At 73.7% G+C, this 15,213-nt stretch carries 11 protein-coding genes; 7 read left to right on the top strand and 4 right to left on the bottom strand.

Annotated elements, in window-relative coordinates:
• Positions 1–10: 10 nt before the first annotated feature.
• Entirely contained in the window at positions 11–3,013 is a 3,003-nt protein-coding gene (locus ACFYZL_RS13155; RefSeq protein ID WP_388678666.1) for a beta-N-acetylglucosaminidase domain-containing protein, read from the bottom strand.
• Between the two features lie 220 nt (positions 3,014–3,233).
• Between ACFYZL_RS13155 and ACFYZL_RS13150 the strand changes: the two genes are divergently transcribed.
• Positions 3,234–5,216, top strand: a complete 1,983-nt coding sequence (locus ACFYZL_RS13150) for a 4-alpha-glucanotransferase (protein ID WP_388678663.1) — start codon at positions 3,234–3,236, stop codon at positions 5,214–5,216.
• Between the two features lie 56 nt (positions 5,217–5,272).
• Entirely contained in the window at positions 5,273–5,512 is a 240-nt protein-coding gene (locus ACFYZL_RS13145; RefSeq protein WP_384745665.1) for a hypothetical protein, read from the top strand.
• A gap of 106 nt (positions 5,513–5,618) precedes the next feature.
• Here ACFYZL_RS13145 and ACFYZL_RS13140 read toward each other — a convergent pair whose 3' ends face one another.
• Complete coding sequence (locus ACFYZL_RS13140; RefSeq protein ID WP_384745663.1) at positions 5,619–6,113, bottom strand: MarR family winged helix-turn-helix transcriptional regulator; 495 nt, start codon at positions 6,111–6,113, stop codon at positions 5,619–5,621.
• A gap of 117 nt (positions 6,114–6,230) precedes the next feature.
• On the opposite strand from ACFYZL_RS13140, the gene ACFYZL_RS13135 reads away from it, so the two are divergent.
• The 4 genes from ACFYZL_RS13135 (at position 6,231) to ACFYZL_RS13120 (ending at position 10,423) form a co-directional block, all read left to right on the top strand.
• On the top strand, positions 6,231–7,499 hold the full coding sequence (locus ACFYZL_RS13135; protein ID WP_388678659.1) for an MFS transporter: 1,269 nt from the start codon (positions 6,231–6,233) through the stop codon (positions 7,497–7,499).
• A gap of 66 nt (positions 7,500–7,565) precedes the next feature.
• A complete protein-coding gene (locus tag ACFYZL_RS13130) occupies positions 7,566–8,510 on the top strand; it encodes an EamA family transporter (RefSeq protein WP_384745660.1) in 945 nt (314 codons plus the stop codon).
• Between the two features lie 42 nt (positions 8,511–8,552).
• The gene (locus tag ACFYZL_RS13125; RefSeq protein ID WP_384745658.1) at positions 8,553–9,488 is read left to right on the top strand and encodes a DMT family transporter; all 936 of its coding nucleotides are present in this window, start codon (positions 8,553–8,555) and stop codon (positions 9,486–9,488) included.
• Between the two features lie 32 nt (positions 9,489–9,520).
• Positions 9,521–10,423 carry a LysR family transcriptional regulator gene (locus ACFYZL_RS13120; protein WP_384745656.1) on the top strand — a complete coding sequence of 301 codons (903 nt, stop codon included), beginning with the start codon at positions 9,521–9,523 and terminating at the stop codon, positions 10,421–10,423.
• Positions 10,424–10,835: 412 nt separating this feature from the next.
• Here ACFYZL_RS13120 and pepN read toward each other — a convergent pair whose 3' ends face one another.
• On the bottom strand, positions 10,836–13,412 hold the full coding sequence (gene pepN, locus ACFYZL_RS13115; RefSeq protein WP_388678654.1) for an aminopeptidase N: 2,577 nt from the start codon (positions 13,410–13,412) through the stop codon (positions 10,836–10,838).
• 139 nt (positions 13,413–13,551) lie between these two features.
• Here pepN and ACFYZL_RS13110 point away from each other — a divergent pair, with 139 nt between their 5' ends.
• Positions 13,552–14,052, top strand: a complete 501-nt coding sequence (locus ACFYZL_RS13110; protein ID WP_384756427.1) for a DUF1203 domain-containing protein — start codon at positions 13,552–13,554, stop codon at positions 14,050–14,052.
• A 55-nt stretch (positions 14,053–14,107) separates the two neighbouring features.
• On the opposite strand, the gene ACFYZL_RS13105 is transcribed toward ACFYZL_RS13110, so the two are convergent.
• Positions 14,108–15,139: an aspartate-semialdehyde dehydrogenase gene (locus ACFYZL_RS13105; RefSeq protein WP_384756424.1), complete on the bottom strand. Its 1,032-nt coding sequence runs from the start codon at positions 15,137–15,139 to the stop codon at positions 14,108–14,110.
• Positions 15,140–15,213 lie beyond the last annotated feature (74 nt).

Here is a 15,213-nt window from a genome sequence, read left to right as displayed (position 1 = left end):
CGCCGCAGGCTCACGGAGTCACCGCGTACGCCTCCGCACCCCATAGCGAACAGCCGAAACGCGTCGCGCGGCGCTCGCAGGTCACCCGGACGAAGCGAGAGCCGGGTGCGTCCACGCGGACCGTCTCGTGGCCGCCGCCGGCGGCCGGCACGGTGGCCGCCGGGCGCCACGTCGTGCCGTCCGCGGAGGTCTCCACCCGGTACGCCGACGGGTACGCCTCCTGCCAGTGCAGCTCCAGGCGGCCGATCCGGGCCGGGGCGCGCAGTTCGGCCTGCCACCACGCGCCGTCCACCGCGGGCGAGGACCAGCGGGTGTTCGGATAGCCGTCGACCGCCGCCGACGCCGGGAAGTCCGGGGTCTCGTCCCCCGAGGAACTCGCCCGCGCCGTGCGCAGGAGGTCCGGCCCGCCCGTGCGCGGCACCGCACGCACCGTCAGGGTGCGGGTCTCCCCGCCGAAGGCGACCGGGACCGCGTAGGTGCCGGGCGCCGTCCCGGGCGCCACGCTGACCTCCAGCGGGATCGACACCTGCCCGCCGCGCGGGGCCACCACGGTCGCCGGAACCCCGACCGTCACGCCCGCCGGGGGCTTCGCCGTCAGCGGCCCGCGGACCTCGCCGGCGCCCAGCGCGGTCAGCTTCGCCGAGACCCGCTGCGCCGTGCCGCCGATCTCCGCGTCGGCCGCCGCACCGTCGGCCAGCTCGAAACGGGCCTGCGGGCCGTCCCCGAGCCACGGCACCACCTGGTGCACCGAGGGCGCGGCACCCGCACCCGCCCAGGAGAGGCGCACCGCGTCCGCGCGCACCCCGCCCGTGTCCACCTGGGTCCAGCCCGAGGCGGCGGCCTCGGCCACCTTGCGCCAGCCCTCGCCCGGCACCTCGACCTCCACCGCCGCGCCCCGCGCGCCCGCCGGGAGCGGGTCCGTCATCACCGTCACCGCCGACACCGGGCGCACCGCGTCCAGCCGCACCGTCCAGCTGTTCGCGTCCTTCGTCACCGTGCCCGTCTTGCGCGCCGCTCCCGTCCACGCGTCCGCCTCCGCGGCGGCCTGCTTCAGGAAGGGGTCCAGTACGGCCTTGTCCACCCGCACCGTGCCCGGCTCGGCCAGCGCCTGCCTGGCCCTGTCCAGGGCCTGGGACGCCTTCCACGCGGCCGTCCCGTCGTTCTTGGCCTGGGCCTGGAGGACGTCGAGCGCCAGCTCTCCCGCCGTGCCGTAGCGCGCCAGCCGGTCCAGCCAGGGCCCCGCCTCGGCCGACAGCGACGGCAGCCGGGCGGGCGCCTCCCGCAGGACCGTGAAGGCCTTGCGCAGTTCGGCCCCGGCCGCCGGGTCGCCCGCCGCGCGGGCCTTCCAGAACTGGTCCACCAGCGGCTTCAGATACGCCGACTCCTCCAGCTTGAGACCCGAGGAAGCGGTGTTCCCGGCCAGTGCAGCCACCGCCTCCCGGGCCCGCGGGTCCGGTCCCGCGAGCTCGCGAACCGCCGCCGCCCAGGACTCCCCGGCCCGGTAACCGCGCGGGTTCCACGCGAAGTCGGCCGCCGTGAAGAGCGGGATCCGCGACAGGGTGCCCTGCGGCATGGCATTGGCCAGCAGCGCCGCCGAGCCGCCGGCCACGGCCGGTTCCCGGCCCGCGTAGGGGCCGAGGAAGATCCGGGCCGGATCCCAGTCGTTGACCGGGTAGTTGTCCATGGTGACCAGCGGGTGGCCCATCGTCGACCGCGCCCCGGCCACCTCCTTGCCGGTGATCGTGCGCGGGACCACGCCCACGCCCGTCCAGGCCACCTCGACCCGCGGGTCCAGCGCGGCCGCCAGGGCCTTGCGGTAGGTGGTGGAGCCCTGCTGGTGGTACTCCGTCGGCAGCAGCGACAGCGCCGCCGTCTCCCGGTCCTTGCGGGCCGCCAGGTGCGCCGCGAGCTCGCCCGCGACCTCCGCGTGCGCCTTCGCGGCCGCAGCGGGCCCCCGCCCGTACTTCTCGCGGTCCTCGCGGCAGCCCCACTCGGAGTAGCTCACGTCCTGGAACTGCACCTGGAAGGCCCGGAACCCCAGCTCCCACATCGCGTCCAGCTTGCGGGCGAGGGCGGCCCGGTCGGCCGCCGAGGACAGGCACATCGACTGGCCGGGAGACACCGCCCAGCCCAGTACGACCCGGTTGGCGCGGGCCTTGTCCGCCAGCGCGCGGAACTCCCCCTGCCGCTCGACCGGGTACTCCTGGCGCCAGGCCGTCGTCCGGTACGGGTCGTCGCCGGGCGCGATCAGCAGCCGGTTCTGCTTGGTGCGACCCATGAACTCCACCTGCGCCAGGCGCTGTTCCCCGGTCCACGGCTCCCCGTAGAAACCCTCGGTGATCCCGCGCACCGGGGCCGCCGGCCAGTCCCGCACCAGCACCCCGGGCACCTTCCCGGCGCCCGCGGCGAGCAGTTGACGCAGCGTCTGCGCCGCGTGGAACAGCCCGTCCTCACCGACTCCGGCCAGTGCGACGGTGTCCCGGCCGCCGGGCCGTCCCACCGCCAGCCGGTAACCCCCCTCCGGCAGGTCGCCGGGCGCGGTCGCCCCCAGCGCCCGCAACGCCTCCTGGGCGTCCGGGCCCTGGAGACGTACGACGGTGCCCTGCGCGGGCAGCGCGGCCCCGGGAGCGGCTTCGCGCACGGTGCGGACGCCCGCCGCGCGCAGGGCCTCCCGCACCACCCGGACGGCCTGGGGGTCGGCATCGTCCGGGGCCACCAGCACGACCTCCGTGCCCAGGGGCACCTCGCGCGCCGGGTCGGCGGTCATCGACTGCGGACGGGGCCATACGGCGGGCCCCTCGGTCGCGGTGCGCGGGGGGTTGGCGGCGGGGTCGAGGACGAGTTCGGCGGAAGCGCCCGCTCCGGCGACGGCGGCCGGCTCCCGGTCCGCCCCGGAGGGGCCGGAGACGATCGCGAACATGCCGACCGGGGCGGAGCCCACGGCTCCGCCCAGCAGCGAACCGATCACCGCCACTGCGGCGGCCGCCGTCCGCTTCCTGCCCCTGAGCTGCACAGAGCCTCCTCGTCCCGGGACGTCCCCCGCCCGTACGGATGAGCCCGAGCCCACCACCCGTGCGGCTGGAGTGTCAATGCGGATGGGTGATCTGACCGGGATCCGCCAGGAATGCGACGCCCCGTACTGGGTAGGGCTGCTGTGTTCGCGGCCGTGTCCCAGGGTGCCGCGCCGGTGTTGACCGGGCGCCGACCCACCCTCAGCACAAAGGAGTGCGCCCATGGACGACGACCTGGCCCGGCTCGCGGCCCTGCATGGTGTGGCCACCGCCTACCAGCCCGCCGCGGACGTCACCGTCCCCGTACCGCGGGCCACGGTCGCCGCCGTACTCGGGATGCTCGGCGTCTGCACGGACACCGCCGAGGACGTCGGGGCGGGACTGGCGACGGCCGAACGGAAGGCGCGGGAGCGGCTGTTGCCGCGGACGCTGGTGTGGTGGGAGGGCGAGCCGCCGCCGACCGAACTGGCCGCGCTGCCGGCCGGGACGCGGATCCGGCTGGAACCGGAGGAGTCGGAGGCCGTCGTCGAGTGGGTCGTCGGTCCTGACGGGGAGCCCGCCGGGCTGCCGTTCGGGGTGCACCGGATCGTCGTCACCCCGCCGGACGGCGAAGTCGGCGGCGCCACGCTGATCGTGGCCCCGGAGCGGGCGCCCGCCGCGCCCGAGCGGGCCCACGGGGTGCTCGTCCAGCTGTACTCACTGCTCTCCGAACGCTCCTGGGGCATGGGCGACCTCGGAGACCTCGCCGAACTCACCCGCTGGGCCGGGCGCACCCACGGCGCCGGCTTCATCCAGGTCAACCCGCTCCACGCGGCCGTGCCCGGCACCCCGACCGACCCGTCCCCGTACCGCCCCTCCTCGCGCCGCTTCCCGGACCCGGTCCACCTGAGGATCGAGGACGTCCCGGAGCACGCCCTGTGCCCGGAGCGGGAGGCGCTCGCCGAACTCGCCGCACGGGGTGCGCAGCTGCGCCGCGCGGTGCTGGAGAAGGGGGAGCTGATCGACCGGGACGCCGTCTGGGAACTCAAGCGCGCCGCTCTGGAGTTGCTGTACGCGGTGCCGCGGTCGGCCGAGCGCACGGCCGCCTACGCCGAGTTCTGCGCTAGGCAGGGCCCGCCGCTGGACCGGCACGCCGCCTGGTGCGCGGCCGCGGCGGGGGAGGATCCCGGGGAGCGGGCCGACTTCCATCGCTGGCTCGTCTGGCTGACCGATGCTCAGCTCGCCGGTGCCCAGCGGGTGGCCCGGGAGTCGGGGATGGCCGTCGGGATCGTGCACGATCTGGCCGTCGGGGTGCACCCCGACGGCTCGGACGCCCGTACCGGTGACTTCCACGCCCGCGACGCCTCCGCCGGCGCGCCGCCCGACGCCTTCAACGCGCGCGGGCAGGACTGGGGGCTGCCGCCCTGGCGGCCGGACCGGTTGGCCGAGACCCGCTACGCGCCCTTCCGGTCCCTGCTGCGTTCGGTGTTCCGCTACGCGGGCGCCCTGCGCATCGACCACGTCATGGGCCTGTTCCGACTGTGGTGGATCCCGGAGGGGACCCCGCCCGCCGAGGGCACGTACGTCTCGTACGACGGCGAGGCCATGCTGGCGGTGCTGGTCCTGGAGGCCCACCGGGCCGGGGCCCTGGTCATCGGCGAGGACCTCGGGACGGTCGAGCCGCGGGTGCGCCGGGCGCTGGCCCGGCGCGGGGTGCTCGGCACCTCGGTGCTCTGGTTCGAGCGGGACTGGGACGGCGGCGGCAAGCCGCTCACGCCGCAGGACTGGCGGGCCGACTGCCTGGCCACCGTCACCACCCACGATCTGCCGCCCACGGCCGCCAAGCTGGCGGGGAGCCACGTGGAACTGCGCGACCGGCTCGGCCTGCTGGCGCGCCCCGTCGAGCAGGAGCGGGCCGAGGACGCGGCCGACACCGCCGAGTGGCTGGAACTGCTCGGCGGTCTGGGCCTGGACACCGGGGACGAGGAGGCCGCCGTACGGGCCTTGTACGCCTTCCTGCTGCGCACCCCCGCCCGGCTGGTCGGGGTGTGGCTGCCGGACGCGGTGGGGGACCGGCGGCCGCAGAACCTGCCGGGCACCTGGGACCAGTACCCCAATTGGCGGCTGCCGGTCGCCGACGCCGACGGACGGCCGCTGACGTTGGAGGAGCTGGCCGCCTCACCCCGGGCGAACGCCCTGCTGAGGGCTCTGCGGAAGGGGGCCTGACCCCGTACGGCACCCCCGGGCGCGCGGGCCGTCGGGGCGTTCGCTAGTTTGGCACCGTGGACAAGAAGAACGCTCTGCGCGCCGGCGCCGTCTCGGCCGGATCTGCGCTGATGATGCTGCTGATGACGTCTCCCGCCCTCGCGCTCACCCGCGACGACGGCGACGACCCGGGCGCGGGTCTGAGCGTCGGCGCGACGCTCGGCCTGTACGTGGCCCTGCCGATCGTGCTGTTCCTGGTCATCGCCGGCCTGGTGATGGTCCTCGACAAGTCCGACAAGCCGCAGAAGCAGGCCTGACCGGGCCGACCCCGTAGGGGCGGCACCACATACTTCCCGGGCGCCGGGGGTCCGCACCGCCGATTCGATTCGGCCGTGCGACGACCCCCGGCGCCTCGTCGTGTCCTCACATACCGGCCAGTAGCTTGCGGAGCAGTCCGCTGAGCACCTCGGCCTCTTCGTCGGTCAGCCCGGTGAGCGCGGCGCGCTGTACCGCCAGGCCCGCGGTGACGGCCTCGTCGATGAGTGCGAGCCCGCGGTCGGTGATCGTCACCTGGAGTCCGCGCCGGTCGTGCGGATCGGGCCTGCGGCTGAGCAGCCCGGCCTTCTCCAGCTTGTCCAGACGCCCCGTCATGCCACCCGTGGTGAGCATCAGCGTGGCGGACAGCTGTCGGGGCGAGAGCGTGTACGGCTCGCCGGAGCGGCGCAGCGTGGCGACCACGTCGAACTCGCCCCGCGAGATCCCGAAGCGGGCATAGGCCCGTTCCATCTCGTCCCCCATGGCCCGGGCGATCCGGTAGATGCGTCCGAAGACTTCCATGGGTTCGGTGTTCAGGTCCGGGCGCACCACGTGCCACTGGGCGGCGATGGCGTCGACGGCGTCCTTGTTGGCCTCGGTCATGGGCGCAGTATCCAGCCTTCCGGAAGTCGATCGCAAGAAAGTTGCTTGACGGAAAGTAGCTTACGAGTAAGCTACTTTCCATCGACCTACTTTGACCGGCCAATTGCGGGGGACACGATGGAATCGAGAGTCGCGGGAGAGCGGGCCATGCTCGCCGGTGTCGGGATCAGCTCGGTCGGGATCGGCATGTACGTCCCGTTCTCGCTGGTCTTCTTCCACCACGTCACCGGGCTCTCCTTCACCCTCGTCGGCCTGGTCATGACCATCACGGGCGTCGCCGGTCTGGCCTTCATGCCGCTGGCGGGGACCGCCGTCGACCGGTTCGGCGCCAAGAAGGTCAACCTGGTCCTCTACGGGATGCGGGCGGTCGGCTTCGCGCTCTACCCCTTCGCGAGCTCACTGGCCGCGTTCGCCGCCGTCACCCTCGTCACCGCCCTCGCCGACCGCTCCTTCTCGATCGTCCAGCAGTCCCTGATCGGGGAGGTGGCGCGCGGCTCCGCCCGCGACCGGCTCCAGGCCTCGATCCGGGCGCTGCAGAACGCCGGGATGGGCGCGGGCGCCATGCTCGTCACCGGCGTCCTCGCCCTGTGGGGGACCGGCGGGTTCACCTACACCGCCTGGGCCAACGCACTGGCCTTCGCACTCGCCGGGCTCCTCGTCTCCCGGGTCCGCCCGGTGCGTGAGGGCGAGGGCGCCGCCGTGAAGCGCGAGGCCGCCGGCTACCGCATGGTCCTGCACGACCGGCCCTTCCTCGGGCTGACCGCCGCCAACTTCCTCGCCGCGCTCGGCTACTCCGCCCTCTCCGTCCTCTTCCCGCTCTACCTCTCCACCTGGCTGATGGCGCCCGCCTCCCTCACCGGAGCCGCCTTCACCCTCAACACCGTCCTGTGCGCCGGGGTCGGCGTACTGATCGCGAGCCGGGTCCGCCGCTCCGGCGCCCGCCGCACCCGCTCGGCCGCCCTCGGCTCCCTGCTCTTCGCCGTCGCCTTCGTCGGCCAGATCGTGCTCGGCACCGTTCGCCCCGGGCAGACCGCCACCCTGGTCGCCCTGATGGTCATCGTGGTCGTCTACACCCTCGGCGAACTGGTGCACAGCCCCTCCGGCGGCGCCCTGTCGGTCTCCGCCGCCCCCGAAGCCGTCCGCGGTCGCTACCTGGCCACCTACCAGCTGTCCTACTCGCTGGCCACCGCGCTCGCCCCCTCCCTCTTCACCGCCCTGCTCGCCGTCGACGGGCGGCTGCCCTGGGCCGTCCTCACCGTCAGCGCGCTCGGCGCCGCCCTGGCTCTGGTCCGGCTGGAGCCGCACCTGCCCGCCGAGGCCGTGCACGCCGAACCGCCGGCCCCCGCCGCCGGGCGCACCCCGGCCCCGGCCCCGGTCGCCGCCTGAGCCGCGCCCGTCCGCACGTCACACCCCTCACGTCCCTCCTTCCTCACCTGCCGAGGAGTCAGCATCATGAAGCGCGTCGCCACCGTCGCCCTCACCGCCCTCGCCCCGATCTCCTGGGGTTCCACCTACTTCGTGGCCAGCGAACTGCTGCCGCCCGACCGGCCGCTGTTCACCGGCGTCATGCGGGCCCTGCCCGCCGGACTGCTGCTCACCGCACTGTCCCGGACCATCCCCAAGGGCGAGTGGTGGTGGAAGTCCGCCGTCCTCGGCACCCTCAACATCGGCGCCTTCTTCCCGCTGCTGTTCCTCTCCGCCTACCGTCTGCCCGGCGGCGTCGCGGCCGTGCTCGGCTCGGCCGGACCGCTGTTCGTCGTGGGACTCGCCGCGCTGCTCCTCGGGGAGCGCGCGAGTGTCCGTACGGTCCTCGCGGCCATCGTGGCGGCCTTCGGCGTGAGCATGGTCGTCCTCACGGCCGAGGCGAAGCTGGACGCCATCGGGATCATCGCCGGCGTGGTCTCCTCCGCCTCCATGGGCGCGGGCACCGTCATGACGAAGCGCTGGGGACGCCCCGAGGGCGTCGGCCCGCTGGCCATGACCGGCTGGCAGCTCACCGCGGGCGGGCTGGTCATCATCCCCGTCGCCGCCCTGGTCGAGGGCGCGCCGCCGGCCCTCGACGGCCACGCCCTGCTCGGCTACGGCTACATGATGCTGATCAACACCGGCACCGCGTACTGGCTCTGGTTCCGCGGCATCGGGCAGCTCAGCGCCACCTCGGTCACCCTGCTCGGCCCGCTCTCCCCGCTGACCGCCGCCGTCATCGGCTGGGCGGCCCTCGGACAGGCGCTGACGCCCGTACAGCTGGCGGGGATGGCGGTCGCCTTCGGGGCCACCGTCGCCGGACAGCTCTCGGCCGCCCGCTCGGCCCGCGCCGCCGAGGAATCGTTCAGTTCTACTGAAGGGATCGATCAAAACATTTCGATGGACCTGACTGATGGGAAGGTGCGACGGTAGGCCTACGCATCGCTCAGAACCACCCCGAGGGGGAGACACCCAGTGGCCGTCACGGACCGCGCCCGCACCGTTCCGCAAGCAGAGCCCGCCGTCACGGGCACCGGGAAGAGGGGAGCCGCCGGTCTCGGCGTGCTCCTCGCCCTCCTGGCGACGGTCGTCTGGTCCGGAAGCTTCGTCGCCACCCGCGGAATGGCCGGACACGTCCCGCCCGTCCAAGCCGTGTTCTGGCGCTGGGTGATCGCCCTCCTCGCCGTCGCCCCCTTCGCTGCCCGCCAGGTCTGGCAGCAGCGGGCCCTGATCCGTGAGCACCTCGGATTCATCGCCCTGGCCTCGCTGTTCGGCGTCGCCCTCTACAACACCCTCGTGCACCAGGCCGGACTGACCACTTCCGCCTCCAACATGGGCATGATCATGGCGGCTTCGCCCGTCATCATGGCGCTGTACGCCCGCCTCGGCGGCGAACGGCTCGGCGCCCGGCGCACCATCGGGATGTTCGTCGCGGCCTTCGGCGTGCTGCTGCTCGTCGGGGACGGCTCCATCGGCTTCGACTTCGGCGCCGGCGACCTGTGGATGTTCGCCGCCGCCCTCTCCTTCGCCACGTACAGCGCCCTGCTCAAGCGCAAGCCCGCCGAACTGGGCGGCCTGGCCTTCCTGATGACCACCTTCGCGCTCGGCGCGCTGATGCTGGCACCGGCGTACGCGGTGTCCGTTTCCGTGCAGGGCGCCTTCGAGGTCACCGCCGGGTCCGTCGGAGCGCTGCTGTACGTCGGGGTGTTCTCGTCGGCCGTCGCCTTCTTCGCCTGGAACAAGGCGATCTCGATCATCGGGGCGGCCCGCGCCGGAGTCGTCTACTACCTCCAGCCGGTCTGCGTGGCCGGACTCGGCTTCCTGCTGCTGGGCGAACAGACCGGGCCCGCGCAGCTGCTGAGCATGGTGCTGATCCTCGGCGGGGTCATGCTGGGGAGCGTACGCAAGTAGGCCGCGGGTAGGGCCGCCGGTAGGTTCGGCCCATGACCGAGTGGGACATCAAGAAGCTGCGGATCCTGCGGACCCTCGCCGAACGGGGGACCGTGACCGCGACGGCCGAGGCGCTGCACATGACGCCCTCGGCCGTTTCGCAGCAGCTGACGAACCTCGCCCGGCAGCTGGGGGTGGCGCTGCTGGAGGCCGAGGGCCGGCGGGTCCGCCTCACGGACGCGGCGCACCTCGTACTACGGCACGCCGAGGCGGTGTTCGCACAGCTGGAGCGGGCCGACGCGGAGCTCGCGGGGTACCTCGCGGGGGACGCGGGGGAGGTGCGGGTGGGCGCCTTCTCCACCGCCGTACCGGCGCTCGTCGTACCGGCGGTGGCGGCGCTGCGGGAGAGCCGGCCGGGGGTGGAGGTCCGGGTCCGTGAGACCGAGGCCGCGGAATCGTACGAGCTGCTGGCCGCCGGGGGCGTGGACCTGGCACTGTCCCTGGCGGCCCACGCTCCGACGGCGCGCGATCCGCGGTTCACGCGGGTGACGCTGATGGAGGACCCGCTGGACGTGGCGCTCCCGCCGGGGCACCCACTGGCCGGGGCGGCGGAGGTCCGGCTGGCGGACCTGTCCGGCGACCCGTGGATCTACGGGGGCAGCGGGCCCTGGTCGGAGATCGCGGTGGGCGCGTGCGAGGCGGCGGGGTTCGTACCGGAACAGGCGCACTCGGCCTCCGGCTGGACGGCGATCCTCGCGATGGTGGAGGCGGGGATGGGCGTGGCCCTCGTCCCCCGCATGGTGTCGAGCCGGGCCTCCGGTGTCGCCGTGCGGGTGCTCGCCCACGACCGGCCGACGCGGCACGTGATCGCCGCGGTTCGCCGGGGCGGCGAAGCCGCGCCGGCGGTCTCCCACGTCCTGACGGCCCTGCGGGCCGTCGCCGCGGCCCGGGGGTAAACCGGGGGCGGCCGGCGGCCACGCCCCCGGGACCCTCATGACCCCGGGACCCTCATGACCCCGGGACCCTCATGACCCCGGACCCTCATGACCCCGGGACCTCCGGACTCCTCTGACCGCCGGACGGGCGCCGGGTCGGCCGCTGCGCGGGGCGGTCCCCTAGCCGCCCTTCCGCCGTTCCCCGGGCTCCGCCCGGACCCGTCCCGGGGGCTCCGCCCCCAGACCTCCGCGCCTCAAACGCCGGCGAGGCTGGATCCGGGCGCGGCCGGATCGCCCGGAGGGCAATTCAGCCCCGCCGGCGTTCGAGGCGCCGCCGGAGGCGAACCAGCCCGCCCGGCGTTCGAGGGTCAGGGGGTCAGGGGGCCAGGGCGTCGTGCCCGTGGGGCGGGGTGCTCCACGGGCACGACGGGGGTTACGCGCGCGCGGCGGCGGCGTCGGCCGCCTGGGCCTTCAGGGCGCGCTCGACGCCCGAGCGGGACTCCGACACCAGACGGCGCAGCGCGGCGTTCGGCTCGGCCGAGGACAGCCACGCGTCCGTCTGGGACAGGGTGGCCTCCGAGACCTGGAGCGACGGGTACAGACCCACCGCGATCTGCTGCGCGATCTCGTGGCTGCGGGACTCCCAGACGCCCTTCAGCGCCGCGAAGTACTTCGCCGCGTACGGGGCCAGCAGCTCCCGCTGGTCCGTCTGGACGAAGCCCGCGATCACCGCTTCCTGCACCGCGTTCGGCAGGTCGCCGGACTCCACCACCGACGCCCAGGCCTCGGCCTTCGCCTCGGCCGTCGGACGCGCCGCCCGCGCCGTCGCCGCGTGCCGCTCGCCCGCCGCCGTCGCGTCCCGCTCCAGCTCCGCCGCGATGGCCGCCTCGTCGGCGTGGCCCGTGGCCGCCAGCCGCTCCAGGAACGCCCACCGCAGCTCGGTGTCGACGGCCAGGCCCTCGACCACGGCCGAGCCGTCCAGCAGCGCCGACAAGAACGCCAGCTGCTCCTCCGTACGGGCCGTGGCCGCGAAGGCACGCGCCCACGCCAGCTGGTGGTCGCTGCCCGGCTCCGCCGCACGCAGGTGCTCCAGCGCGGCCGCGGTCCAGGCCGCCAGGCCCTCCTCCCGCCACGCCGGGTCCGCGTACAGCTCGATCGCCAGCTTCACCTGACGGTGCAGCGACTGGACGACGCCGATGTCCGACTCCTTGCCGATGCCCGACAGGACGAGGGAGAGGTAGTCGCGGGTGGCCAGCTCGCCGTCGCGGGTCATGTCCCACGCCGAGGCCCAGCACAGCGCGCGCGGCATCGAGTCGGTGAAGTCGCCCAGGTGCGCCGTGACGGTCGCGAGGGACTCCTCGTCCAGGCGGACCTTGGCGTACGACAGGTCGTCGTCGTTGAGCAGCACGACGGCCGGGCGGGCGCGGCCCAGCAGCTCCGGCACCTCCGTCAGCTCGCCGTCGATGTCCAGCTCGATCCGGTCCGTGCGGACCAGCTTGCCGCCGTCCAGGTCGTACAGGCCGACCGCGATCCGGTGCGGGCGCAGCGTCGGCTCGCCCTTGGCGCCGGCGGGCAGTGCGGGCGCCTCCTGGCGGATGCCGAAGGCGGTGACCAGGCCGTCCGCGTCGGTGGTGATCTCCGGCCGCAGGATGTTGATGCCGGCCGTCTCCAGCCACGCCTTCGACCAAGCGGTCAGGTCGCGGCCCGAGGTCTCCTCCAGGGCGCCCAGCAGGTCCGACAGGCGGGTGTTCCCGAAGGCGTGCGCCTTGAAGTAGGCCTGCACGCCCTTGAAGAAGGCGTCCGTGCCGACGTAGGCGACGAGCTGCTTGAGCACCGAGGCGCCCTTGGCGTACGTGATGCCGTCGAAGTTGACCATGACGTCGTCGAGGTCACGGATGTCCGCCATGATCGGGTGCGTGGACGGCAGCTGGTCCTGCCGGTACGCCCAGGTCTTCATGGAGTTGGCGAACGTGGTCCACGCGTGCGGCCACTTCGAGCCCTCGGCGTAGGCCTGGCAGGCGATCGAGGTGTAGGTGGCGAAGGACTCGTTCAGCCACAGGTCGTTCCACCACTCCATGGTGACCAGGTCGCCGAACCACATGTGCGCGAGCTCGTGGAGGATCGTCTCGGCGCGCACCTCGTAGGTGGCGTCCGTGACCTTCGAGCGGAAGACGTACTGGTCGCGGATGGTGACCGCGCCCGCGTTCTCCATCGCGCCCGCGTTGAACTCGGGGACGAAGAGCTGGTCGTACTTGGCGAACGGGTAGTCGTAGGCGAACTTCTCCTGGAACCAGTCGAAGCCCTGCCGGGTCACGTCGAAGATCGCGTCCGCGTCGAGGAACTCGGCGAGCGAGGGGCGGCAGTAGATGCCGAGCGGGACGACCTGGCCGTCCTTGCCCTCGTAGGAGCTGTGCACCGCGTGGTACGGGCCGACGATCAGGGCCGTGATGTACGAGGAGATGCGCGGGGTCGGCTCGAAGGCCCACACCCGGTCCTTCGGCTCCGGCGTCGGGGAGTTCGAGATGACCGTCCAGCCCTCGGGGGCCGTCACGGTGAACCGGAACGTGGCCTTCAGGTCGGGCTGTTCGAAGCTGGCGAAGACGCGCCGCGCGTCCGGCACCTCGAACTGGGTGTACAGGTAGGCCTGCTGGTCGACCGGGTCGACGAAGCGGTGCAGGCCCTCGCCCGTGTTGGTGTACGCGCAGTCCGCGACGACACGGAGCTCGTTGGCCCCCGCCTCCAGCCCGCTCAGGGCGATCCGGGAGTCCTGGAAGACCTCCGCGGCATCCAGCGACCTGCCGTTCAGGACGACCTCGTGCACGGCCGGGGCGACCAGGTCGATGAAGGTCTCGGCCCCGGCCTCGGCCGACCGGAAGCGCACGGTGGTCACGGAGGGGTAGGTGCCACCCTCCTGAGCGCCGCTGAGATCGAGCTCGATCTCGTACGAGTCGACGGTGAGCAGCTTGGCCCGCTGCTGGGCCTCTTCACGGGTGAGATTCGTGCCGGGCACGCGGTCATCTCCTTTGATGGTGACGTTGCCCGGCCATCCTTCCATGCGGTCCGCGCCACCGGGTCGGAGTAATCCACGGGCGAACGCGACGTCGGATTCCCGCCGGACCGCGGCGTGCGCCGCCGCCATGCTGACGGACATGAACAGCAGCCACTGGGCGAGGCCCATCGAGGAGACGGCGCTCCGGGAACTCCGGGTGCGGGACGACGCCGGACGGGAGTGCGTCCCCTACCGGGACGAGGAGGGCGGGGCGCCGCTGCGCTGCTGCCTGCGGGCGAGCGGGGCGGGCGAGCGGATCGCGCTCGTCTCGTACGCGCCGCTGCGCCGCTGGGCGGCCGGTACGGGCGCCGACCCGGGGGCCTACGACGAGCAGGGGCCGGTCTTCATCCACGCCGAGGCCTGCGCGGGGCCCGCCGAGGGCGGCGGACACCCCTTCGCCCGCGCGGGCGTGCAGCGCACCGCCCGGCGGTACGACGCCCGCGGGCACATCCTCGGCGGGCGGGTCCTCGACCTCGACGAAGACCCCGACGGGGTGATCGAGCGGGCCCTGGACGAGGCCTTCGCGGATCCCGGGGTCGCGCTGGTCCACCTCCGGGCCGCCGAGTTCGGCTGCTTCCTCTTCGAGGTCCGCAGGCCGTGACACGGGGAGGGGGCGGGCACCGTACGGCGCCCGCCCCCTCCGTGCCCGCCGGGGATCAGCCCTGGCGCAGCTCCTCGGCGACGAGCTCCGCGATCTGCACCGCGTTCAGCGCGGCGCCCTTGCGGAGGTTGTCGTTCGAGAGGAACAGCGCGAGGCCGTTGTCGACCGTCTCGTCGACGCGGATGCGGCCCACGTACGAGGCGTCCTTGCCCGCGGCCTGGAGGGGGTTCGGGATCTCCGACAGCTCGACGCCCGGGGCGTCCTTCAGCAGCTCGTAGGCGCGCTCGACGCTGATCGGGCGGTCGAAGCGGGCGTTGACCTGGAGCGAGTGGCCGGAGAAGACGGGGACGCGCACGCAGGTGCCGGAGACCTTGAGGCCCGGGATCTCCAGGATCTTGCGGGACTCGTTGCGGAGCTTCTGCTCCTCGTCGGTCTCGAAGGAGCCGTCGTCCACGATCGCGCCGGCCAGCGGGAGCACGTTGAAGGCGATGGAGCGCTTGTAGACGCCCGGCTCGGGGAACTCGACGGCCTCGCCGTCGTGGACCAGCTTGGTCGCGTCGGCGGCCACGGCCTTGACCTGGCCGTCGAGCTCGGCGACGCCGGCCAGGCCGGATCCGGAGACGGCCTGGTAGGTGGTGGCGATCAGCGCGGTCAGGCCGGCCTCCTCGTGGAGGGGGCGCAGCACCGGCATCGCGGCCATGGTGGTGCAGTTCGGGTTCGCGATGATGCCCTTGGGGCGGTTCTTGATCGCGTGCGGGTTGACCTCGGAGACCACGAGGGGGACCTCGGGGTCCTTGCGCCAGGCGGAGGAGTTGTCGATCACGACGGCGCCCTGCGAGGCGACCTTCTCGGCGAGCGCCTTGGAGGTGGCGCCCCCTGCGGAGAAGAGCACGATGTCCAGGCCGGAGTAGTCCGCCGTCGAGGCGTCCTCGATGGTGATCTCCCGGCCCTCCCACTCGAGGGTCGAGCCGGCCGAACGGGCCGAGGCGAAGAGGCGCAGCTCGTCCACCGGGAACTTGCGCTCCGCGAGGATGCCGCGCATGACTGCGCCGACCTGTCCGGTGGCTCCGACGATTCCGACCCTCACGGTGACTCCTTCAGCTACGTATGACGCGTGCGCGCGTGGAGCCATCATGCGTTCGACCCCACGAGCCTTGTCCA

The sequence above is a fragment of the Streptomyces sp. NPDC001717 genome (assembly GCF_042892775.1).
Taxonomy (GTDB): domain Bacteria; phylum Actinomycetota; class Actinomycetes; order Streptomycetales; family Streptomycetaceae; genus Streptomyces.
This window is presented reverse-complemented; position numbering and strand designations above follow the sequence as displayed.

Coding starts and splice junctions, on each gene's coding strand:
- ACFYZL_RS13150 (WP_388678663.1), top strand. CDS start 3,234: ATGGACGACGACCTGGCCCGGCTCGCGGCCCTGCATGGTGTGGCCACC.
- ACFYZL_RS13140 (WP_384745663.1), bottom strand. CDS start 6,113: ATGACCGAGGCCAACAAGGACGCCGTCGACGCCATCGCCGCCCAGTGG.
- ACFYZL_RS13135 (WP_388678659.1), top strand. CDS start 6,231: ATGGAATCGAGAGTCGCGGGAGAGCGGGCCATGCTCGCCGGTGTCGGG.
- ACFYZL_RS13130 (WP_384745660.1), top strand. CDS start 7,566: ATGAAGCGCGTCGCCACCGTCGCCCTCACCGCCCTCGCCCCGATCTCC.
- ACFYZL_RS13120 (WP_384745656.1), top strand. CDS start 9,521: ATGACCGAGTGGGACATCAAGAAGCTGCGGATCCTGCGGACCCTCGCC.
- ACFYZL_RS13110 (WP_384756427.1), top strand. CDS start 13,552: ATGAACAGCAGCCACTGGGCGAGGCCCATCGAGGAGACGGCGCTCCGG.